This is a genomic window from Pseudomonas sp. NPDC086112, assembly GCF_044746425.1.
Lineage (GTDB): Bacteria > Pseudomonadota > Gammaproteobacteria > Pseudomonadales > Pseudomonadaceae > Aquipseudomonas.
Genome location: NZ_JBIVCD010000026.1, coordinates 47,502 through 68,518 on the forward strand (window position 1 = coordinate 47,502; position 21,017 = coordinate 68,518).

A 21,017-nucleotide genomic window follows, 5' to 3' on the forward strand; every position below is an offset into this window, starting at 1 on the left:
TCACCAGAGCTACTAACAACACAGCATTCCCCCCACGCCCTGTGTCGGAGCCTGGCTTGCCGGCGAAGGCGTCCTTGAGAGCGCCTTCGCCGGCAAGCCTGGCTCCTACACTGACATTGAGCATAGCCACCCGGATTTTCGCTGGAGAACTGCTGATGACCGATATTGATGCACGCTTGCGCGAGGACGTTCACCTGTTGGGTGAGCTGTTGGGCAACACCATTCGTGAACAGTACGGGGACGACTTTCTCGACAAGATCGAGCAGATCCGCAAAGGCGCCAAGGCTGACCGTCGCGGTTCGATGGACGCCGAACTCAGCGCCAGCCTCAACCAGTTGAGCGAAGACGAGTTGCTGCCGGTGGCGCGGGCGTTCAACCAGTTCCTCAATCTGGCCAATATCGCCGAGCAATATCAGCTGATTCATCGACGTGAAGAATCGCAGCCTGCGCCGTTCGAGGCCCGGGTGTTGCCGGAATTGCTCGCTCGCCTGCTGACTGCGGGCCATGACGCCGAGTCCCTGGCCCGGCAATTGGGCCGGCTGGAAATCGAACTGGTATTGACGGCGCACCCCACCGAAGTGGCGCGTCGCACGCTGATCCAGAAGTACGACGCGATCGCCGCGCAACTGGCCGCACAAGACCATCGCGACCTGACTACCGCCGAGCGCGAGCAGATCAAAACGAAGTTGCAGCGCCTGATCGCCGAAGCCTGGCACACCGAAGAAATCCGCCGTACCCGCCCGACACCGGTGGACGAAGCCAAGTGGGGCTTCGCGGTGATCGAGCATTCGCTGTGGCAGGCGATTCCCAACTATTTGCGCAAGGCCGATCAGGCCCTGCATGCCGCCACCGGCCTGCACCTGCCACTGGAAGCCGCACCGATTCGCTTTGCCTCATGGATGGGCGGCGACCGCGACGGCAACCCCAACGTCACCGCCGCCGTAACCCGCGAAGTGTTGCTGCTGGCGCGCTGGATGGCCGCCGATTTGTACCTGCGCGATGTTGATCACCTCGCCGCCGAGTTGTCGATGCAGCAGGCCAGTGACGAGTTGAAAGCCAAGGCCGGCGACAGCGCCGAGCCTTACCGCGCAGTGCTCAAACAATTGCGTGAACGTCTGCGCGCGACCCGTAATTGGGCCCACGCATCCCTGACGGCAAACACGCCAGCGTCGGCCGATGTGTTGCAAAACAACCGCGACCTGCTGGACCCGCTGGAGCTGTGCTACCACTCGCTGCATGAATGCGGCATGGGCGTCATCGCCGATGGCCCGTTGCTCGATTGCCTGCGTCGTGCGGTGACGTTCGGGCTGTTTCTGGTGCGCCTTGATGTGCGACAGGACTCGTCGCGCCACTCGGCGGCCATGACCGAAATCACCGATTACCTCGGCCTGGGCCGTTATGAGGACTGGAGCGAAGAGGAGCGCATCGCCTTCCTGATGCGCGAACTGAACAATCGTCGGCCATTGCTGCCGGCGTACTTCAAGCCGTCTGCCGACACCGCCGAAGTGCTGGCGACATGCCGGGAAATCGCCGCGGCACCGGGGGCTTCCCTCGGCTCGTATGTGATTTCCATGGCCGGTGCCGCTTCCGACGTGCTGGCCGTGCAATTGCTGCTCAAAGAATCCGGCGTATTGCGGCCGATGCGCGTGGTGCCGCTGTTCGAAACCCTCGCCGACCTCGATAACGCCGGCCCGGTGATCGAAAAACTCTTGTTGTTGCCGGGCTATCGCTCGCGCCTGCAAGGGCCGCAGGAAGTGATGATCGGTTATTCCGACTCGGCCAAGGACGCTGGCACCACCGCAGCGGCCTGGGCGCAGTATCGGGCGCAGGAGCGTTTGGTCGACATCTGTCGCGAACAGCAAGTGGAGCTGCTGTTGTTCCACGGTCGCGGGGGCACCGTGGGCCGTGGTGGTGGCCCGGCGCACGCGGCGATTCTGTCGCAGCCGCCGGGGTCGGTGGCGGGGCGTTTCCGCACCACCGAGCAGGGGGAAATGATTCGTTTCAAATTCGGCCTGCCGGACATCGCCGAGCAAAACCTCAATCTGTACCTGGCGGCAGTGCTGGAGGCGACTTTGTTGCCACCGCCACCCCCTGAGCCTGCCTGGCGCCATTTGATGGACGAATTGGCCGCCGATGGCGTCAAGGCATACCGCGCCGTGGTGCGGGAAAATCCGCAGTTCGTCGAGTATTTCCGCCAGTCCACCCCGGAGCAGGAGTTGGGGCGTTTGCCGTTGGGCAGCCGTCCGGCCAAGCGCCGCGCTGGCGGCATCGAAAGCCTGCGCGCCATTCCGTGGATCTTCGGTTGGACCCAGACGCGCTTGATGTTACCGGCCTGGTTGGGCTGGGAAGCAGCGCTGACAAAGGCGCTGGAGCGTGGCGAGGGTGAGCTGTTGGGGCAGATGCGCGAGCAGTGGCCATTCTTCCGTACCCGCATCGATATGCTGGAAATGGTGCTGGCCAAGGCCGACGCCGACATCGCCCAGTCTTACGATGAGCGTCTGGTCGAGCCGGATCTGCTCCCTTTGGGGGCGCATTTACGCGACCTATTGTCGCAGGCCTGTGCAGTGGTCCTGGGGTTGACCGGTCAGTCGCAGCTACTGGCACATAGCCCAGCCACCCTTGAATTCATCCGTCTGCGCAACACTTACCTCGACCCGCTGCATCTATTGCAAGCCGAACTGTTGGCACGTTCGCGGCAACAGGATGTAGCTCAGGGCAGCCCGGTAGAACAGGCGTTACTGGTGTCTGTGGCGGGGATTGCCGCCGGTTTGCGAAATACCGGCTAAGGTTTTCGTCGTGGGGAACAGGCACCCGGCGCGAGCGTCGAGTGCCTGTTGGCGAGCGCTCGAAAAGGTCTGTCACGCGACAGTTAATGATGGGGTTGCGACTTGGGTTACCCCTTCGCAGGGTCTCGTAAGGGGCGGGTTTCTCCGACTTTCGGCGGCTTGTGTGGGCAGGGCCCGCTGTGTATCTTGATCAGCCTTTGGCCGTTTGGGCGGTCGCGATCCTATTTTTGAGATTGGCCCCAAGAGGCGAATCTGACGTTATCTATATAAAAAATTGAGGAGCACATCTAATGCGCGTCATTCTGCTGGGAGCTCCCGGGGCCGGTAAAGGTACTCAGGCTAAGTTCATCACCGAGAAATTCGGCATTCCGCAAATCTCTACCGGCGACATGCTGCGTGCTGCGGTAAAAGCCGGTACCGAGCTGGGCCTGATCGCCAAGAGCGTCATGGATAGCGGTGGTCTGGTTTCCGATGACCTGATCATCAATCTGGTTAAGGAACGCATCAGCCAGGCCGATTGCGCCAACGGTTTCCTGTTCGACGGTTTCCCGCGCACCATTCCTCAGGCTGAAGCCCTGGTGAAGGCCGGCGTTGAGCTGGACCACGTGTTGGAAATCGACGTTAAAGACGAAGACATCGTTCAGCGTATCGCTGGCCGTCGTGTTCACGAGGCCAGCGGCCGCGTGTACCACATCGTCTACAACCCGCCAAAAATTGCCGGTAAAGACGACATCACCGGCGACGAGCTGGTGCAGCGCAAAGACGACACTGAAGAAACCGTGCGTCATCGCCTGTCGGTCTACCACGCCCAGACCGAGCCTCTGGTGAAGTTTTACCAGGAGCTGTCCGCCGCTCAAGGCAAACCGAAGTACAGCCACGTCGAAGGCGTCGGCTCGGTTGAAGCGATCACCGGCAAGGTGCTTGAAGCACTGAGCTGAAAAGTCTGATCGGCTTCATCTTCTACGGCCCGCTTGCGGGCCGTAGTTGTTTATACTGGCGCACTTTTTTTGACTTCTCTTACGGAAACATCGATGAGCACCTTGCTGGCCCTGGACACCGCGACTGAAGCTTGCTCCGTTGCTTTGCTGCATGACGGCAAAGTCACGAGTCATTACGAGGTGATCCCGCGCCTGCATGCGCAGAAGCTGCTGCCGATGATCCAGCACCTGCTGGCCGATGCCGGGACCACGCTGCAAGCGGTCGATGCCATTGCGTTCGGCCGTGGTCCGGGCGCGTTCACCGGTGTGCGGATCGCCATCGGCGTGGTGCAGGGGCTGGCGTTTGCGCTGGATCGCCCGGTGTTGCCGGTCTCCAATCTCGCCGTACTCGCCCAGCGGGCTTATCGCGAACATGGCGTCAGCCAGGTCGCAGCGGCCATCGATGCGCGCATGGATGAGGTGTATTGGGGTTGCTACCGCGAAACGGCGGGGGAGATGCGGTTGGTGGGCAACGAAGCAGTACTGCCACCGGAAGCCGCTGTATTGCCGGCCGATGCCAGCGGCGAGTGGTTCGGCGCAGGCACTGGTTGGGGGTATGCCGAGCGCATTGCCGTCAACCTGAGCGGGCAGGACGCGGGCATGCTGCCCCACGCCGAAGACCTGCTGACCCTGGCGCGCTTTGCCTGGGAACGCGGTGAAGCGATCGTGGCCGATCAGGCGCAGCCGGTGTATCTGCGCGATAAAGTCGCGACGCCCAAAGCGCGTTAATCCTTGTTGTCGGGTTGATCCCTTCGCGGGCAAGCCTCGCTCCTACAGGTTTTGTAGCCAGTCGAAATATCGGCGATATCCTGTAGGAGCGAGGCTTGCCCGCGAAGGCAATCTCCCCGGTTATAGCCAATCGTCACTTTCTACCCGCCGCTTTTAAACCTTTTCACTTTTCTGTGTTCTAGTTATCACTCGGCAGTTTGCGAAGTGGGCTATGTGCCACTAAGCTGCCATCATCGATACCGAGCATGCACTTATGCGTATAGACGGCGTTTCCTCTCAGTCCTACCCCATCAAGCGCAAGCCTCGCAAAGGCCATGTGTCCGAGGATGACTCCGTCGATATCGACGGCGAGCTGGAATTCCCTACCGAAGAGCAATTGGCCGCCCGCGCCGCCAAAGCTTCCGCACAACGCCTGAGCAATCTGCCCGCCCGCCAACAAGACATGATTTATCACCGCGCCATGAGCAAAAGTGTGGCGATGGCACTGGCCAGTTACCTGAGCACCGCCACTTTTGTCGATTGGGATGCGGATGTACTGGGTCTCGACCTGTACATCTGATGCTGCCTTACTACCTCGGCTGCCCGTCCTGGAGTGAAAACGCCTGGCGCGATTACTTGTATCCACAAGACGCCAGGCCCGCCGAGTTTCTCAATCTTTATGCTCAAGTGTTCAACGCCGTGGAAGGCAATACGACCTTCTACGCGAGCCCGTCTGCCGCCACTGTGCAGCGCTGGGCCGAAACCATGCCCGAACACTTTCGCTTCACCGCCAAGTTCCCCGGCGACATCAGCCATAGCGGTGACCTGCGCGAGCAATTGACCGCCACCGAAACCTTCCTGCAATTGCTCAGCCCCCTGGGTGAACGGGTTTCGCCGGTATGGCTGCAATTATCGAAAAGCTTCACCCCGCAACGTTTGTCCGAGCTGGCCGGTTTTATTGACGCGGTGGATCGGCCCTTGGCGGTCGAAGTGCGACACGATGAGTTCTTCGCCAAGGGCGATGCCGAGCGGATGCTCAATCGCCTGTTGCTGGATCGTGGTGTCGAGCGTATCTGCCTTGATCCGCGAGCGCTGTTCAGCTGCACCTCGACCGATCCTTCGGTGCTCCACGCCCAATCGAAAAAGCCCAGGGTGCCGCCTCGTCCTGCGGCGTTTACTCAGTTCCCACAGGTGCGTTTCATCGGCCATCCTGTGCTTGAAGCCAACGATCCATTCCTGGTGCCGTGGGTCGAGAAAATCGCTCTCTGGATCGAAGAGGGCCGCACGCCCTATATCTTCCTGCACACCGCCGATAACCTGCTGGCGGCAAAACTCGCCCAACGTTTTCACGCACAACTGATGCTGCGTTTGCCTGGCTTGGCACCGCTGCCTGAGCTATACAGAGAGCCCGCCGCCGAGCAACTTGGCTTGCTCTGAAGCGGCTTCTTTCCCAGCTGTAGGAGCCAGGCTTGCCGGCGAAGGCGTCCTTGAGTGCGCCTTCGCCGGCAAGCCTGGCTCCTACGAAAAGCGGTTTATCTTTCCCCTTTTTTCAGGAGCCTGCCAATGGATGCGCAAACCCTTCGAGCCCAGGCGTTCAAAGCACTGCATGAACGCGAGGGCGCTTTTGTCATTCCCAACCCTTGGGACGCCGGCTCGGCGAAAATGCTCGCCAGCCTTGGCTTCGAGGCGCTGGCGACCACCAGTGCCGGTTACGCCTTTTCCCGGGGGCGTCCCGATGGTGGGCTGACGCTCGATGAAACCCTGGCGAACGTTGAAGCGATTGTCGCAGCCACTGATCTACCGGTAGCGGTGGATCTCGAAAACGGTTTTGCCGACGCCCCCGCTGACTGCGCCCAAAGTATTGTGCGTGCGGCAAAGGCCGGAGCGGTCGGCGGTTCGATCGAAGATGCCACGGGGCGTGAGGACGGTCCGATCTACTGCTTCGAGCATGCCGTGGCGCGTATCGAAGCGGCTGTCGCGGCGGCTCGCAGTTTGCCTTTCCCCTTCATGCTGACGGCGCGTGCCGAGAACTTTCTGCACGGCAATCCTGACCTCGACGACACCATTCGCCGCTTGCAGGCATTCGCCGAGGCGGGGGCCGACGTGCTTTACGCACCGGGCTTGCGCAACGCTGAAGAAGTCTTGGCGGTGGTTCGCGCCGTGGCGCCGAAACCGGTCAATGTGTTGATGTCCGGCGGGCTCAAGCTGACGGTCGAGCAGTTGAGTGAAATGGGCGTCAAGCGCATCAGCGTCGGTTCGGCCCTGGCCCTGGCCGCCTATGGCGAGTTCTTCCGCGCCGCCGAGGAAATCCAGCAACACGGGACCTTCGGTTTTACCTCTCGGTCGATGCCGTTCCAGAAGGCCAATAAATTGTTCAAAGGCTGACGATGCGGTTTCGGTGGGGGCTGTTGCTGGTGCTGTTGATCATCGGCGCTGCCGGGTTGAGCGTCGGGCGCGGCTGGGTTTCCATTCCTGCGCAATGGAACCCTTTGGCGCCGCTGGACGTAACGGCCGAACCGAACCTGCTGACCCGCTACAAACTGATGCGCCTGCGCAATGACCCGCAGTTATGCGACCAGGTCCTGAGCAGCTCAGGTTTGCGGGTGGCTCGTCAGGCCGACAGCCCGGACGCGACTTGCCCGTTGACCAACACCTTGCGTGTGCAAGGTGGCGAGGCGGCGCTGAGCAGCAGTTTCCTCGCCAGTTGCAGCCTGGCAGTAGCGTTCGCCTTGTTTGAGCGCCACGCCCTGCAACCGGCGGCTCAGGCCGTCTACGGGCAGGCGGTGAAACGGGTCGACCATCTCGGCAGCTTCGCCTGTCGCAACGTCTACAACCGCGAAAACGGCAGACGCAGCCAGCATGCCACGGCCGATGCGCTGGATATCAGCGGATTCCGGCTGGCGGACGGCCGATCGATCAGCGTGCTCAGGGATTGGCCGAAGGATAACCAGGACGCGCGATTTCTGCGTCAGGTCCGCGACGGCGCCTGCGATATGTTCAGTGTGGTGTTGAGCCCGGACTACAACGCCGCCCATCGCAACCACTTTCATGTGGATGTCGGGCCGTGGTGGCGGTGCCGCTGAGGGTTATGCGGCGATGCGCAGGTTCTGCAGAACGATCGGGCGTGCCCAGCCGTTATCGAAATCCAATTGTTTCTGTTGTTCCACCAGCTCTTCGGGCGAGAAAGGCGGGAACGGTTTGTCCAGCAGCTCAAGTTCGAACTCGGCAATCGGCAAGCGTAGCGGACGCGGTTGCGGTGCGATGCCAGGCTCTGGCAGCGGTTGACCGGCGGTGAGCACGATCGGGCGTACCCAGCCGCTTTCGAAGTCCTGTTGTTTCTGTTGCGCGACGATTTCTTCCGGCGGGAACGGCGGGGAAGGTTTGTCGGCCAGGTCCATTTCGAACTCGGCAATCGGCAGGAACAGTGGCTCTGGCGGGCGGACGGGTGTTTCGATCACATCACATTCGCGCTGGGAAATGATGTGCGCCAGCAGCTCACTGCCAACGGTCGGTTCGACCGGGCTATCGAGATCAACCGGTGGAAAGTTGAGAGACTCCGGCACGACATCGCCCGACTGATCGGCCAGGGCCTGGGCAAAAAAATCCTGCCACAGGTGACTGACGCCGCTCAGTGCTTGGGAATTTCGCAGGCCAAAATCGCCGTGGGGCGAGATGTAACCTATCGATGTGCGTTGAATGTCTGACATTTCTCTCGGTCGACGCTCAGCTCTGGCAAAATGCTCGATAGTTTGGTTATCGGCCGTTTTTGCCGATCATTAATTTTTTGAGCGTGTTTTCCCATGATTGAGCAACCTGCGGCCTGCCGCATCCATGTCGAGGCCTTGGGCACGACCTTTCAGCCACAGGCCGAGCAATGGGCCGAGCGCCTGGGGTTGCCGTTGCAGGTGGATGACGGCGAGTTTGCCTTGCAGGTGGGCGAGCAGGGGTTGCAGCTGCAACAACTGGGGCCGGATGCACCGGGACCGGTGCGGGTGGATTTCGTTGAAGGTGGCGCGGCCCATCGTCGGTTGTACGGCGGTGGCAGCGGTCAGATGATTGCCAAAGCGGTCGGCGTCGCCCAAGGCGTGCGTCCGCGCGTGCTGGACGCCACGGCCGGGCTGGGCAAGGATGCGTTCGTGCTGGCGAGCCTGGGCTGCGAGATGAGCCTGATCGAGCGCCAGCCGCTGATCGGCGCGTTGCTTGAAGATGGCCTGGCCCGCGGCGCGGAAGATTTCGACGTGGCGCCGATCGTGGCGCGGATGCGTTTGCTCAAGGGCAATTCGATCGAAGTGATGCGCAACTGGGAAGGCGAGCCGCCGCAGGTGATCTACCTCGACCCGATGTTTCCCCATCGCGAGAAAACCGCGTTGGTGAAGAAGGAAATGCGCCTGTTCCGGCCGCTGGTCGGCGATGACCCGGATGCACCGGCATTGCTTGAAGCGGCATTGGCCCTGGCCAGTCACCGGGTGGTAGTCAAACGCCCGCGCAAGGCGCCGTGCATCGATGGGCCGAAGCCGAGTCATGCGCTGGATGGCAAGTCCAGCCGATACGACATTTATCCGAAGAAAGCGCTCAAGACTTAAGACCGCGTCGCCCCATTCGCGGGCAAGCCTCGCTCCTACAGGATTTGAGTTGTTGCGCAATAATCTGTAGGAGCGAGGCTTGCCCGCGAAGGCGTCAGTCCGGTCACTGAATAAACTATCAGACCGACTCCGGCCGATAAGCCCGCATAAACAACCCCACCACTTCCCGCACATGGGCTTCGGCCGCATCCCCGGTCACCGGCTCGCCGCAGCCATACAGCAACCGGAAATTTCCCGCCCCCTTGAGCAGGCAAAAGAAATGCTCGGCGGCATTGCGCGGTTTGTCGATACTCAATGCGCCGCTCTGATTGACCTTGTTCAGCAACCCCTCCATTCCGTGAAGTACGCGTTCTGGCCCGGCCTGGAAGAAAATCAGCGAGAGTTTCGGGTCTTGGCTACCCAGCGTCATCATCAGCCGATGCAGGTTCACCGATTCATCACTGTTGATCAGCTGATGAAAGCCGTGTGCGATGTTCAGCAGCACGGTCTCCACCGCGATGCCCTCCGGCAATTCAAAGAAAAGGGGCGGCAATTGCTCTTCGCACTTGGCGATGACGGCGGCGGAAAACAGCGTCTCCTTGTCGTTGAAATGACTGTAGACCGTCAGCTTCGACACGCCGGCTTCGGCCGCCACGGCATCCATGCTGGTGTTGGCGTATCCCTTGCTCAGAAACAGGATTTTTGCCGCATCGAGGATGGCCTGGCGCTTGGCCAGATCCTTGGGACGGCCCGGACCGCTGGGTATGGAAAGATTGTCAGACATTCTTCGCTTTAATACTGGACTGGTGAGTTTGCTATTAATAACATACTGGTCAGTATAATTATTCAAAGCACCATTAGCGAAAGGTCCTTTCCCATGTTCCGCTATGCCTTGCCCCTCGCATTGCCGGTCAGCCTGGCTTTTTTATTGTCTGCGTGCGGCCATGAAGAGGCGCCTCAAGTCACCGTCCGCCCGGCCATGGTCGTTCAGCCAGAGCCCTCGGCTCAGGCCATGGAGAGTTATCCCGGTGAAGTCCGTGCGCGCTATGAGCCTGATCTGGCCTTCCGCATTGGTGGCAAAGTCAGCCGACGACTGGTCGAGGAAGGCCAGCGGGTCAAGGCCGACCAGCCTCTGGCGGAACTCGATCCTCAGGACGTGCGCCTGCAACTGGAAGCCACCCGCGCCCAGGTCGCTGCCGCCGAAGCCAATCTGAACCTGGTGCGCGCCGAGCGTGATCGCTACAAGACCCTGATGGAGCGGCAGATGGTCAGCCGCTCGCAGTACGACAATGCGGAAAACCTCTACCGCTCCGGTGAAGCACGCCTCAAGCAAATCAAAGCCGAATTCAACGTCTCGACCAATCAGGCCAGTTACGCGGTGCTGCGCGCGCCGCAGGATGGCGTGGTGGCCAAGCGTGCGGTTGAAGTCGGGCAAGTGGTCGCGGCCGGGCAAACCGTGTTTACCCTCGCCACCGATGGCGAACGCGAAGTGTTGATCAGCCTGCCGGAGCAGAGTTTTGGTCGCTTCAAGGTCGGCCAACCGGTCTCGGTGGAACTCTGGACCCAACCCGATCAACGTTTCCCCGGACGCATCCGTGAGTTGTCGCCTGCGGCCGACCCGAAATCGCGCACCTTCGCCGCTCGCATTGCATTTACCGCTGGCAAGGTTCCCGCCGAACTGGGCCAGAGTGCCCGGGTGTACATCCAGACCGCCGATGTGGTGTCGTTGTCGGTGCCGTTGTCGGCGGTCACTGCGGAAAACGGTGCCACTTATGTGTGGGTGGTCGGCGCCAACAACACCCTGAAGAAAGCCCCGGTGCGGGTCGGTGCATTCGGTGAGAAAACCGTGCCGGTGCTTGAAGGCCTGAACGCCAGCGACTGGGTGGTGGCGGCCGGTGTTCATGTGCTTCACGACGGGCAGCAAGTACGCCCGGTGGATCGCTCCAACCGTGTGGTCAATCTGGCGCACAAGGAGTAATCCCCGATGGGTTTCAATCTTTCCGAATGGGCGCTGCGTAACCGCCAGATCGTACTGTTTCTGATGCTCTTGCTGGCTGTCGTCGGCGCATTGTCCTACACCAAGCTGGGCCAAAGTGAAGACCCGCCGTTCACCTTCAAGGCCATGGTAATTCGTACCAACTGGCCGGGGGCCACGGCCGAGGAAGTGTCGCGTCAGGTCACTGAGCGTATTGAAAAGAAACTGATGGAAACCGGCGAGTACGAACGGATCACCTCGTTCTCCCGCCCGGGCGAGTCCCAAGTGACGTTCATGGCGCGGGATTCCATGCATTCGGTGGAAATCCCGGACCTCTGGTATCAGGTCCGCAAGAAGATCAGCGACATCCGTCAGACCCTGCCACCGGGCATCCAGGGCCCGTTTTTCAATGATGAATTCGGCACCACCTTTGGCAACATTTACGCCCTGACTGGCGAAGGTTTTGATTACGCGGTGCTCAAGGACTACGCCGACCGCGTCCAGATTCAGCTGCAACGGGTCAAGGATGTGGGCAAGGTCGACTTGCTCGGGCTGCAGGACGAGAAAATCTGGATCGAGCTCTCCAACGTCAAACTGGCCACCCTCGGATTGCCGTTGGCGACGGTGCAGCAGGCGCTTGAAGAGCAGAACGCGATGTCCAACGCAGGTTTCTTCGAAACCACCAGCGAGCGTTTGCAGCTACGGGTTTCGGGGAATTTTCAGACCGTCGACGAGATCAAGAACTTCCCGATCCGGGTCGACAATCGCACGTTCCGCATCGGCGATGTGGCGAACGTTCGTCGTGGCTTCAACGATCCACCGGCGCCGCGCATGCGCTTCATGGCTGAAGACGCCATCGGCCTGGCCGTGGCCATGAAAAGCGGTGGTGACATTCTGATTCTGGGCAAAGCGCTGGAAGTCGAATTCGCCAGGATCCAGAAGAATCTTCCGGCTGGCATGCAGTTGCGCAAGGTGTCCGATCAACCCGCCGCGGTGAAAACCGGTGTCGGCGAGTTTGTTCAGGTGCTGGTGGAGGCGCTGGCGATTGTATTGCTGGTGAGCTTCTTCTCCCTCGGTGTGCGCACCGGCATGGTGGTGGCGCTGGCGATTCCGCTGGTGTTGGCGATGACGTTCGCCTGCATGTATTACCTGGGAATAGGCCTGCACAAGATTTCCCTTGGCGCGCTGGTACTGGCGCTGGGGTTGCTGGTGGACGACGCAATCATCGCCGTGGAAATGATGGCGATCAAAATGGAGCAGGGCTTCGACCGGGTCAAAGCCGCCAGCTACGCCTGGACCAGCACTGCGTTCCCGATGCTCACCGGAACGCTGATCACCGCTGCCGGTTTCCTGCCGATTGCCACCGCGCAATCGGGCACCGGCGAATACACCCGCTCGATCTTCCAGGTGGTGACCATCGCCCTGTTGGCATCGTGGATTGCCGCCGTGGTCTTTGTGCCTTATCTGGGGGAAAAACTCCTGCCGGACCTGGCGAAAATTCACGCCGCCAAGCATGGCACTGGCGACGGCCAACCCGACCCTTATGGCACGCCGTTCTATCAGCGCGTCAGACGGCTAGTGGAGTGGTGCGTGCGCCGGCGCAAAACGGTGATCGTCCTGACCATCGTGATGTTCGTCGCCTCAGTGGTGTTGTTCCGTTTCGTGCCGCAGCAGTTTTTCCCGGCTTCTGGGCGACTGGAGTTGATGGTCGATCTGAAGTTGGCCGAAGGTGCCTCCCTGAGTAACACCGCCGAGGAGGTCAAACGCCTCGAAGGCCTGCTCAAGGATCAGGCCGGGATCGACAACTACGTGGCTTACGTCGGCACCGGTTCGCCGCGTTTCTACCTGCCGCTGGATCAGCAACTTCCGGCTGCGAGCTTTGCGCAATTTGTCGTGCTGGCCAAAACCATCGAAGACCGCGAAACCCTGCGCACCTGGCTGATTGGAACCCTCAATGAACAATTCCCGGCCCTGCGTTCGCGGGTCACGCGGCTGGAGAATGGTCCTCCGGTTGGTTATCCGGTGCAGTTCCGGGTCACCGGTGAGCACATTGAGGAAGTCCGCGCATTGGCCCGTAAAGTCGCGGCCAAGGTTCGCGAGAACCCACACGTGGCCAACGTGCATCTGGACTGGGAAGAGCCGAGCAAAGTCGTTTATCTGAACGTCGATCAGGACCGCGCACGGGCGCTGGGTGTGAGCACGGCGAACCTGTCGGGTTTCCTGCGCAGCTCGCTGACCGGTGCCAGCGTCAGCCAGTACCGCGAAGACAACGAGTTGATCGAGATCTTGCTGCGCGGCACGGTGCATGAGCGCACCGAGCTGGCGTTGCTGCCAAGCCTGGCCGTGCCGACCGACAACGGTCGCAGCGTGGCGCTGTCGCAGATCGCGACGCTGGAATACGGCTTCGAAGAAGGCATCATCTGGCACCGTAACCGCCTGCCCAACGTGACGGTTCGCGCCGACATCTACGGCAAGGAACAACCGGTATCACTGGTGCAGCAAATCATGCCGACCCTGGATCCGATTCGCGCCGAATTGCCGGACGGCTATTTGCTGGACGTCGGCGGTACGGTGGAAGACTCGGCCCGTGGGCAGAGCTCGGTGAATGCTGGCGTGCCGTTGTTCATTGTGGTGGTGCTGACGTTGCTGATGCTGCAACTGCGCAGTTTCTCACGCACGGTGATGGTGTTTCTGACGGCGCCACTGGGGCTGATCGGTGTGACACTGTTTCTATTGGTGTTCCGCCAGCCATTTGGTTTTGTGGCGATGCTCGGGACCATCGCCTTGTCCGGGATGATCATGCGTAATTCGGTGATTCTGGTGGATCAGATTGAGCAGGACATCGCTGCCGGGCTTAAGCCTTGGCAGGCGATTATCGAGGCGACGGTGCGGCGGTTCCGACCGATTGTGCTGACGGCGTTGGCGGCGGTGCTGGCGATGATTCCATTGTCGCGCAGTGTGTTTTTCGGGCCGATGGCGGTGGCGATCATGGGCGGGCTGATTGTGGCGACGGCGTTGACGTTGCTGTTTTTGCCGGCGTTGTATGCGGCTTGGTTCAGGGTCAAGCAAGAGCCGGTGTGATTGTTTGATCTTGGCGGCCTTCGGGCCGACCATGGTCACTCCATTGTAGGAGCGAGGCTCGCCCGCGAAGGCGGTCCAAGCTCCTACACATATTTCAGATCCGTCTGATATTGAGTCAACGTAGGTGCGCTGTTGTACTCAAGACTCAACTTCGTGAGTTTTTGAGACACCGATAATGAAAAAACCGCCCATGCTCAGGGGCAGATCCGACCCGGTGTTCGATCTGTTGGGGCAGTCACCCCACAAGGAACGCCTCTCGGACTACCTCGCACTGCTCAAGCCGCTGGACGATCAGGGCCGCTACCTTCCTTTCGATGAGTTGCGCTACCGCTGGGCGCCTGGACTGGATGCGAACCTGTGCTGGGCCTTGGTCAAGAAAGCCCGGACCGCACAGTATTCCAGCATTTTGCCATTGTGCGAGCCCATTCAATGGGGCCAATTTGTGCTGACCCCATTGGCCCAGAAAGCTGTTTCGGCCGTCGATCGACAAGCGACGACGGCAGCGCTGGAATACATGACTGGCCAGATCGGCGAACGAGCGCATTTCAGCTATCTGCTCAACGATCTGATCGAAGACGAAGCCATCAGCAGCAGCCAGCTCGAAGGCGCGGCAACCACCACCCGGGTGGCCAAGGACATGCTCAAGCGCAAGCGCCTGCCGCGTACGCCGGATGAGAGGATGGTCATCGGTAACTACAAGATGATGAACTTCGCCTGGGAAAAGCGATATGAGCCCTTGAGCGTCGAGCTGATCGCGGCGATGCATCGTGTCGGCGTCGAAGGTATCGATGACCCGCAATATTCACCGGGTGCCTTCAGGGTCAACGATGACGTGGTGGTGCAGGATGGCGAAGGTAATACCGTGCATACGCCGCCTCCCGCAGCGGGGCTCGTGTCGCGATTGCAGGTGCTGTCGAAGTGGATCAACCAGTCTCACGACGATCCCGGTCAAGTGGATTACCTTCATCCATTGATCAAAGGAATCGCGCTGCATTTTGCACTGGGTTATGAGCATCCTTTTCGCGATGGCAACGGCCGGGTCGCACGGGCACTGTTTTACTGGTTCATGTTCAAGAATGACTTCTCGGCCTTTCGCTACATCGCGATCAGCTTGTTGCTGCGCAATGCGCCGGTGAAATACGGGCGCTCGTATCTGAATACCGAGGCCGATGATCTGGACCTGACCTACTTCATCGATTTCCAGTGTTCAGTCATCTCCCGGGCTGTCAGCGCTTTTACCGAGGCTTATCGAAAAAGCCTGGCCTATACCGAAAGCTTTGATCGATGGCTGCTGGAGTCTGGTTTTTTCGACCGATTGACCGAGAAACAGCGAGCCGTATACCAAGTGGCCAAGAGTGGTATGGCCAAGGAGTTCACGGCGGTCAATGTGAAGGAGAATCTGAACTGCTCTTACAACACCGCGTCAGCCACTCTGAATGGTTTGGTCGAGTTGATGGTGTTCGAGAAAAGGAGGATGGGGCGCGAGTGGGTGTTCTTCCTGCGGGCAGCGTCCGCGGTCTGATTCCCGGGGGCGTGAGATTGCTCGCGATGAGTCCGTGTCAGTCGACATACTGTGGCTGACACACCGCAATCGCGAGCAAGCTCGCTCCTACAGGATCGGAGTTGAGGCTTAGAGCGTACCAAATACCTTCTTCGCCAAACTGGTCGCCGCCGCCGCAGGGTTCTGGCGAATGGTTTGTTCCTGCTTGCCAATCATCTCGAACAAACCGTTCAACGCCTGCTCGGTCACGTAGCTTTCGATGTTGGCGTTTTTCGCATCCAGCACGCCCAGGGTCGCGGCTTGTCCGGCGAACGCGTTGTATTGCTGGGCCAGGCCGACCTGGTCGGTGGCTTGTTTGACGATTGGCAGGAACTTGGTGCGGATCTGCTCGCGGCTGGTTTTGCTCAGGTACTGAGTCGCCGAGTCCTTGCCGCCGCCGAGAATCCCCTTGGCATCCTCCACGGTCATCTTCTTCACCGCATCCACCAGAATCGGCTGAGCCTGCGTCACGGCCGCCTCAGCCGCTTTGTTCATGCTGGTTTCCAGTTGATCGACCTGATCGCCCATGCCGAACTGTTTCATTTTCTTGGCGACCTTACCCAGCTTGCCCGGCAGTTCGATTTTCACGTCCGGGTTGTTGCTGAAGCCGCCGGGTGTGCCGAGTTGTTTAACGGCCAGTTGCGCACCTTGGGTCAGAGCGTCCTTGAGACCGCCGGTGGCGTCTTGTTGCGACAGGTCATTGAGCGACAAGGCCAAGGCGTTGGCGCAGATTATCAAGCCTGCGCACAGGCCGGCGAAGCGAAGGGTAGGGCGGAGCATGGCGGCTTCCTTGTTCAAAATAGAGAATTAGCGGGCGGCGTCGACGCGGATTTTCAGTGGCTGCGGATCGCTGCCATCCAGCTGCACGGCATGATGTTCGGTGGTGATGAACATCAGTTCGCCATTCACTTCGATCCGTGCGCTAACCGAATAACGATGGCCCGGTTTGACCTGCGCTGGATCGTAACTCAGATGAAACGGCAGCGGCACCTGGCCTTTGACCGGGCCTTTGTGTTCGTCGAGGATAACGGCGGGCGCGTCGGCGAGGGAAATGTCCTGCAGGCTGACGCTCAATGTGGCGCTCGGCGGCAGGGCGATGCGTTGCAGGTAGAAAACTTCGCCATTGAGGCTGGTTTTCGCAGCAGGTTGTATTGATTGGCAGGCTGCGAGTAGAGCCGTAAGCCCTAGAAATGAGAGTTTTTTCATGAATTGAATCCCTGTCGTTGGCGCTCGAAGTAGAAGAACGCCAACGGCAATTTAACGGTTTTTTCCGGCGATTTCGCCCCATGAATCTTCTGGCAGCGCTTTTTCAGGTTCTACTAAAGGGTTTCAATACAACGGATTCTGGAGATACTGCAATTGAGTTGCGGTATTCATTTTCAGTGGCTGTCAGCGTATAGCGTTTACCAGGTACGACAGTGTCCGGATCGTATTCCAGGTAAAACGCTTCCGCCATTTTTTCGCTGATATGTATTTGCGTCAATTGTGCAGCCGTATTGTCGTGCTCGTGGGCAACAACGGTTACTGCGTGTTCAGGTTGAACCGCTTGAGGCTCCTGTGCCTGGAGGTAGAGGCGGCCGATAGGGCTAAGGTGCAGGATTTGTCGGTGCGGCGCACGATGGACGATCACGAAGTAGTCCAGGTCAATCAGCAGTGGAACGCCGTTGTGGGTCATGCTGACGGTGACAAGGTATTTAACGCTGACATCGGAATAGTTGTGTGCAAATGAAAAGTTCCAGCGCCCACTACGCAGTACGGGGTCACGGGATTGCGCCACTTTGATGGGGGTGGAAGAGTTCGCGGTATGAACACTTATATAAGTTTCGCCTTCGCCACCGCTGGGCGGCAGAAAGTCTTCAGGCAAACTAAAGGTGAGCGTTACGTGTGGGTTAATATTTTCTAATGGGTTCATCGCAATATCCGTATCGGGATTAGTTGTAGAGGACCTCTATTAATTCATAACTTGGTGGTTATAAGAACGTCCTTGTTCTTGTAATCATTGTCAGAAAGTTACAGGTAGCCTCAACTAAACTTGATCCGCCGCATCTTCACTGCGATGCAGCGCCACCTGACGGATCGACAAACGAATCTCCGCCGGTAATACCCGTTTGGCCGCACCTTCGGCCAGTTCGCCGAGCAGTTTGTGATAGCTCAACTTGCCGGCTTCGTCGCGGCGCAGCACGTCGAGGTCCAGCATTGTCTGGATGAAGTGACGGAACAGGCTCTTGTCGAAGAACTCCGGGGCGTTCAGGCCGTGGAGGATCGACAGGCGCTGGGCCATGACCGTGCACAGATCTTCCAGTTCTTCGGCGCTGATGCTGTTCTGGCCGCTGTTGAGCAGCAAGGAAACGGTCATGTAAAAGCGCTGCAAAGTCTGGGCGATGCTTTTTGATAACAGTGTCAGCAGCACGAAATGCCGCGAGCTCGGTGCCGGACGCAGGTACACGTCGTTCTCGAAACGCAGCAGGCCTTGCTCGACGAAGGCTTCGAGCCATTGATCGACCACGCCATCGAGTTCGTCCAGCGTCCAGCGAATGAACAGCTCCGATTGCAGGTACGGATATAGCGCGCGGGTGTAGCGCAGGATTTGCTCGCGGCTCATGCGCGAGGTGCTCTGGAAGAAACTCGCCAGCAACGACGGCAACGCGAAGATGTGCAGCACGTTGTTGCGGTAGTAGGTCATCAGGACGGCGTTTTGTTCGTCCAGGTACAGAATCTTGCCCAGCGCATCGCTTTGCTCGGACAGCAGGTCCATGTCTTTCACGTGCTCAATCAGCGCCCGACCGTCGCCCTCCGGCAGGGTGGTGTGCGAGGAGTAGGGAACCTTGCGCAACAGCGCCAGATACAGATCAAGCACCCGCGCCATGGCGCGATCGTCCAGGGCCAGACGGCTGGTGGACAGCAACGCCAGGGCCACCAGATTCACCGGGTTGATCGCCGCCGCTTCATTCAAATGCTGGGCGACTTTTTCGCCGAGGCGGTTGGTGGTTTCGTTGAGCCAGGCCGGTTTGAACTGCGGACCGAGTTCCTGTTGGCGCCAGTCTGGCTGTTCGCTGTCGAGGAACTCCGCCAGTTTGATCGGCTCGCCAAAGTTGACCGCGACCTGACCGAAGCGCTGTTTGAGCGCGCCGATGACTTTGAAAATGTCGAAAATCGATTCTTTCTTCTTGCTCGCGCCACGCAATTCGCCGAGGTAGGTGCGGCCTTCCAGCACGCGCTCATAGCCGATGTACACCGGCACGAAGACGATCGGCATGCGTGACGAACGCAGGAAGCTGCGCAGAGTGATCGCGAGCATCCCGGTTTTCGGTTGCAGCATGCGCCCGGTGCGCGAACGGCCGCCCTCGACGAAGTACTCGACCGGGAAGCCTTTGGTGAACAGGGTGTGCAGGTATTCGTTGAACACCGAGGTGTAGAGCGGGTTGCCCTTGAAGGTGCGGCGCATGAAGAACGCACCGCCACGGCGCAGCAGGCTGCCGATCACCGGCATGTTGAGGTTGATCCCGGCGGCAATGTGCGGCGGGGTCAGGCCGTTGCGAAACAGAAGATAGGAGAGCAGCAAATAGTCGATGTGGCTGCGGTGGCACGGCACGTAGATCACTTCGTGACCCTGGGCGACTTTCTGCACACCGTCGATGTGGTTGACCTTGATCCCGTCGTAGATCTTGTTCCAGAACCAGCTCAGCACCACTTCCAGAAAACGGATCGCGGTGTAGGTGTAGTCCGAGGCGATTTCGTTGCCGTAGCGCAGGGCCTGGGCCTTGGCTTTTTCCGGTGAGATGTTCTCGCGTTCGGCTTCGTCGAGGATCGCCTGTTTGACCGAGGGCTGATTGAGCAGGCCTTTGACCAGGTTGCGGCGGTGGGAAATGTCCGGGCCGATCACCGCGGCTTTCAGGTTGCGAAAGTGCACCCGCAGAATCCGCTGGGCCATGCGCACGGTGCGCTCGTGGCCTTTGTTGTGATCGATCAGTTCACGCAAATGAATCGGCGCCGAGAACTGCACCCGGGTCTTGCGCCCCAGAATCATGATGCTCAGCAGTCGACGCAAACGCCCGGTGACCGCCCAGCTGTCGGCGAACAGCAGTTTCCACGGGCTCGATTCGCTGTCCGGCGACTGGCCCCAGAACACGCTCACCGGAATGATCTGCGCGTCTTCGGCGGCGTTCTGGCTCAGGGCGCTGACCAGACGGGTCAGGGTCGGTGGCGCACCGCGTTTGTCCTGACGGCCGAGCCAGTCGGGCTCCGGCGTCAGGTAAAAGAACGCGGCGGGTTCTATTAACGCGCCTACCGACACCGGCAACACCGGGCGCGGCAGGCCGGCCTTGCTGCATTCGGTATCGACCACGGCGAGGTCGGTCAGTGAAGGATTTTGCAGGACGTAGAACACCGGCCGGCTGCGGTCGAGGTTAAGGGTGAACGACGACTGATTGATCGTCTCCGAGCGAACCCAGAGGTACAGCAGTCGGCGCAGGGTGCCAAACACAAGACGGCGGAACGGGGAACGGGTCATACGGCTTCTGCGTGAGTGGAAAAAAACCGAGCGTTTGCTCGGGCGGCAGATAGTGTGCCGTATTCGCCGAAAATCGGCAAAAAAGCGCCTAAGTAAACTTGAGTTGAGAGTTTTCGCGGCTGTCATATACTCGGCCGTTCAAAATAAAAACAAGGGGGTAACTAGATATGGCTGCACGCGAAACCGGCAATGTGAAGTGGTTCAACGACGCCAAGGGCTATGGCTTCATTCAGCGTGAGGACGGGGTGGACGTGTTCGTGCACTACCGCGCTATTCGCGGCGAAGGTCATCGCTCGCTGACGGAAGGTCAGCAGGTTGAGTATGCGGTGGTGAGCGGGGAGAAGGGCTTGCAGGCAGAAGACGTTGTAGGGTTGTAAACCTCAAGATCAAAAGATCGCAGCCTTCGGCAGCTTCTACAGGGCTTTGTGTACACCTGTAGGAGCTGCCGAAGGCTGCGATCTTTTTTGTGAGCGAGTAAAACCTGAAAGCAATGCTGTATGAATGGCCACCTGTCAGTTTTGACAGTGGACGGTTTTTTCCCTCACGCCTACCCTCGCGAAATACGATCCCTGGAGTCAGATCTTTCAGGGCTTTGCTCCATTCGAGAGGAAAGCGGTCATGTGGAAAAGTATTTCGATTTTGTTGGTCTTGGGTGTTGCTGGATGCGCGGTGCAATCCACTTCCACACATGTCCCGCCCGCATCCTCCATCCGAGCAATGACAGCCCTGTCATCACCGCAACAGGATGATGTTCAGAGTATTTCCGCCGCGCAGTCGTCGGTATTCAAGGTGGTCGAAGCGCCAGCCGGCGAGTTGAACGCCGATACCCTCGGTACCGAGGCCAATGTGCAGGTCAGTTACCCGAGCCTGGCGATCCG

The 21,017-nt window shown here is 59.6% G+C and carries 18 protein-coding genes; 12 read left to right on the forward strand and 6 right to left on the reverse strand.

What is annotated here, in order from left to right:
- Positions 1 to 155 precede the first annotated feature (155 nt).
- From ppc to ACIPLA_RS18275, 7 genes are all read left to right on the forward strand, one after another.
- The gene (gene ppc / locus ACIPLA_RS18245; protein ID WP_401174815.1) at positions 156 to 2,786 is read left to right on the forward strand and encodes a phosphoenolpyruvate carboxylase; all 2,631 of its coding nucleotides are present in this window, start codon (positions 156 to 158) and stop codon (positions 2,784 to 2,786) included.
- Positions 2,787 to 3,076: 290 nt separating this feature from the next.
- A complete protein-coding gene (gene adk, locus ACIPLA_RS18250) occupies positions 3,077 to 3,724 on the forward strand; it encodes an adenylate kinase (protein WP_027924949.1) in 648 nt (215 codons plus the stop codon).
- 93 nt (positions 3,725 to 3,817) lie between these two features.
- Positions 3,818 to 4,492, forward strand: a complete 675-nt coding sequence (gene tsaB, locus ACIPLA_RS18255) for a tRNA (adenosine(37)-N6)-threonylcarbamoyltransferase complex dimerization subunit type 1 TsaB (protein WP_401174818.1) — start codon at positions 3,818 to 3,820, stop codon at positions 4,490 to 4,492.
- Between the two features lie 253 nt (positions 4,493 to 4,745).
- The gene (locus tag ACIPLA_RS18260) at positions 4,746 to 5,051 is read left to right on the forward strand and encodes a hypothetical protein (protein WP_007940187.1); all 306 of its coding nucleotides are present in this window, start codon (positions 4,746 to 4,748) and stop codon (positions 5,049 to 5,051) included.
- Positions 5,048 to 5,908 (forward strand): DUF72 domain-containing protein, encoded by an 861-nt coding sequence (locus ACIPLA_RS18265; RefSeq protein WP_401174869.1) that lies wholly within the window; start codon positions 5,048 to 5,050, stop codon positions 5,906 to 5,908. The genes ACIPLA_RS18260 and ACIPLA_RS18265 overlap by 4 nt, the downstream gene beginning before the upstream one ends.
- A 126-nt stretch (positions 5,909 to 6,034) precedes the next feature.
- Positions 6,035 to 6,856 (forward strand): oxaloacetate decarboxylase, encoded by an 822-nt coding sequence (locus ACIPLA_RS18270; RefSeq protein ID WP_218398481.1) that lies wholly within the window; start codon positions 6,035 to 6,037, stop codon positions 6,854 to 6,856.
- Positions 6,857 to 6,858: 2 nt separating this feature from the next.
- Entirely contained in the window at positions 6,859 to 7,554 is a 696-nt protein-coding gene (locus ACIPLA_RS18275) for an extensin family protein (protein WP_401174823.1), read from the forward strand.
- A 3-nt stretch (positions 7,555 to 7,557) separates the two neighbouring features.
- Here the strand turns inward: ACIPLA_RS18275 and ACIPLA_RS18280 are convergent, their stop codons facing one another.
- Positions 7,558 to 8,178 (reverse strand): energy transducer TonB, encoded by a 621-nt coding sequence (locus tag ACIPLA_RS18280; protein WP_401174826.1) that lies wholly within the window; start codon positions 8,176 to 8,178, stop codon positions 7,558 to 7,560.
- Positions 8,179 to 8,271: 93 nt separating this feature from the next.
- Here ACIPLA_RS18280 and ACIPLA_RS18285 point away from each other — a divergent pair, with 93 nt between their 5' ends.
- Positions 8,272 to 9,054: a class I SAM-dependent methyltransferase gene (locus tag ACIPLA_RS18285; protein WP_256348898.1), complete on the forward strand. Its 783-nt coding sequence runs from the start codon at positions 8,272 to 8,274 to the stop codon at positions 9,052 to 9,054.
- A gap of 118 nt (positions 9,055 to 9,172) precedes the next feature.
- On the opposite strand, the gene ACIPLA_RS18290 is transcribed toward ACIPLA_RS18285, so the two are convergent.
- Positions 9,173 to 9,817 (reverse strand): TetR/AcrR family transcriptional regulator, encoded by a 645-nt coding sequence (locus tag ACIPLA_RS18290; protein WP_123498127.1) that lies wholly within the window; start codon positions 9,815 to 9,817, stop codon positions 9,173 to 9,175.
- A gap of 93 nt (positions 9,818 to 9,910) precedes the next feature.
- On the opposite strand from ACIPLA_RS18290, the gene ACIPLA_RS18295 reads away from it, so the two are divergent.
- The 3 genes from ACIPLA_RS18295 (at position 9,911) to ACIPLA_RS18305 (ending at position 15,611) form a co-directional block, all read left to right on the forward strand.
- Positions 9,911 to 11,011: an efflux RND transporter periplasmic adaptor subunit gene (locus ACIPLA_RS18295; protein ID WP_218398473.1), complete on the forward strand. Its 1,101-nt coding sequence runs from the start codon at positions 9,911 to 9,913 to the stop codon at positions 11,009 to 11,011.
- A 6-nt stretch (positions 11,012 to 11,017) separates the two neighbouring features.
- Positions 11,018 to 14,089: an efflux RND transporter permease subunit gene (locus ACIPLA_RS18300; RefSeq protein WP_218398471.1), complete on the forward strand. Its 3,072-nt coding sequence runs from the start codon at positions 11,018 to 11,020 to the stop codon at positions 14,087 to 14,089.
- 175 nt (positions 14,090 to 14,264) lie between these two features.
- Complete coding sequence (locus tag ACIPLA_RS18305; RefSeq protein ID WP_218398469.1) at positions 14,265 to 15,611, forward strand: Fic family protein; 1,347 nt, start codon at positions 14,265 to 14,267, stop codon at positions 15,609 to 15,611.
- A gap of 108 nt (positions 15,612 to 15,719) precedes the next feature.
- Here ACIPLA_RS18305 and ACIPLA_RS18310 read toward each other — a convergent pair whose 3' ends face one another.
- The 4 genes from ACIPLA_RS18310 to plsB all read right to left on the reverse strand — a co-directional run bounded on the left by ACIPLA_RS18310 (position 15,720) and on the right by plsB (position 20,139).
- Positions 15,720 to 16,409, reverse strand: a complete 690-nt coding sequence (locus ACIPLA_RS18310; protein WP_401174832.1) for a DUF4197 domain-containing protein — start codon at positions 16,407 to 16,409, stop codon at positions 15,720 to 15,722.
- Between the two features lie 27 nt (positions 16,410 to 16,436).
- Positions 16,437 to 16,835 carry a YbaY family lipoprotein gene (locus tag ACIPLA_RS18315; protein WP_123498137.1) on the reverse strand — a complete coding sequence of 133 codons (399 nt, stop codon included), beginning with the start codon at positions 16,833 to 16,835 and terminating at the stop codon, positions 16,437 to 16,439.
- Between the two features lie 103 nt (positions 16,836 to 16,938).
- The gene (locus ACIPLA_RS18320) at positions 16,939 to 17,541 is read right to left on the reverse strand and encodes a hypothetical protein (protein ID WP_218398465.1); all 603 of its coding nucleotides are present in this window, start codon (positions 17,539 to 17,541) and stop codon (positions 16,939 to 16,941) included.
- A 114-nt stretch (positions 17,542 to 17,655) separates the two neighbouring features.
- Positions 17,656 to 20,139, reverse strand: a complete 2,484-nt coding sequence (plsB, locus tag ACIPLA_RS18325) for a glycerol-3-phosphate 1-O-acyltransferase PlsB (protein ID WP_401174836.1) — start codon at positions 20,137 to 20,139, stop codon at positions 17,656 to 17,658.
- Positions 20,140 to 20,306: 167 nt separating this feature from the next.
- Between plsB and ACIPLA_RS18330 the strand changes: the two genes are divergently transcribed.
- Positions 20,307 to 20,516 carry a cold shock domain-containing protein gene (locus ACIPLA_RS18330; RefSeq protein WP_218398461.1) on the forward strand — a complete coding sequence of 70 codons (210 nt, stop codon included), beginning with the start codon at positions 20,307 to 20,309 and terminating at the stop codon, positions 20,514 to 20,516.
- Positions 20,517 to 21,017: the final 501 nt, after the last annotated feature.

What these genes read in the sequence shown, in the direction of transcription:
- ppc (WP_401174815.1), top strand. Translation starts at nt 156, where the DNA reads ATGACCGATATTGATGCACGCTTGCGCGAGGACGTTCACCTGTTGGGT.
- adk (WP_027924949.1), top strand. Translation starts at nt 3,077, where the DNA reads ATGCGCGTCATTCTGCTGGGAGCTCCCGGGGCCGGTAAAGGTACTCAG.
- tsaB (WP_401174818.1), top strand. Translation starts at nt 3,818, where the DNA reads ATGAGCACCTTGCTGGCCCTGGACACCGCGACTGAAGCTTGCTCCGTT.
- ACIPLA_RS18260 (WP_007940187.1), top strand. Translation starts at nt 4,746, where the DNA reads ATGCGTATAGACGGCGTTTCCTCTCAGTCCTACCCCATCAAGCGCAAG.
- ACIPLA_RS18270 (WP_218398481.1), top strand. Translation starts at nt 6,035, where the DNA reads ATGGATGCGCAAACCCTTCGAGCCCAGGCGTTCAAAGCACTGCATGAA.
- ACIPLA_RS18275 (WP_401174823.1), top strand. Translation starts at nt 6,859, where the DNA reads ATGCGGTTTCGGTGGGGGCTGTTGCTGGTGCTGTTGATCATCGGCGCT.
- ACIPLA_RS18280 (WP_401174826.1), bottom strand. Translation starts at nt 8,178, where the DNA reads ATGTCAGACATTCAACGCACATCGATAGGTTACATCTCGCCCCACGGC.
- ACIPLA_RS18285 (WP_256348898.1), top strand. Translation starts at nt 8,272, where the DNA reads ATGATTGAGCAACCTGCGGCCTGCCGCATCCATGTCGAGGCCTTGGGC.
- ACIPLA_RS18290 (WP_123498127.1), bottom strand. Translation starts at nt 9,817, where the DNA reads ATGTCTGACAATCTTTCCATACCCAGCGGTCCGGGCCGTCCCAAGGAT.
- ACIPLA_RS18295 (WP_218398473.1), top strand. Translation starts at nt 9,911, where the DNA reads ATGTTCCGCTATGCCTTGCCCCTCGCATTGCCGGTCAGCCTGGCTTTT.
- ACIPLA_RS18300 (WP_218398471.1), top strand. Translation starts at nt 11,018, where the DNA reads ATGGGTTTCAATCTTTCCGAATGGGCGCTGCGTAACCGCCAGATCGTA.
- ACIPLA_RS18305 (WP_218398469.1), top strand. Translation starts at nt 14,265, where the DNA reads ATGAAAAAACCGCCCATGCTCAGGGGCAGATCCGACCCGGTGTTCGAT.
- ACIPLA_RS18310 (WP_401174832.1), bottom strand. Translation starts at nt 16,409, where the DNA reads ATGCTCCGCCCTACCCTTCGCTTCGCCGGCCTGTGCGCAGGCTTGATA.
- ACIPLA_RS18315 (WP_123498137.1), bottom strand. Translation starts at nt 16,835, where the DNA reads ATGAAAAAACTCTCATTTCTAGGGCTTACGGCTCTACTCGCAGCCTGC.
- ACIPLA_RS18320 (WP_218398465.1), bottom strand. Translation starts at nt 17,541, where the DNA reads ATGAACCCATTAGAAAATATTAACCCACACGTAACGCTCACCTTTAGT.
- plsB (WP_401174836.1), bottom strand. Translation starts at nt 20,139, where the DNA reads ATGACCCGTTCCCCGTTCCGCCGTCTTGTGTTTGGCACCCTGCGCCGA.
- ACIPLA_RS18330 (WP_218398461.1), top strand. Translation starts at nt 20,307, where the DNA reads ATGGCTGCACGCGAAACCGGCAATGTGAAGTGGTTCAACGACGCCAAG.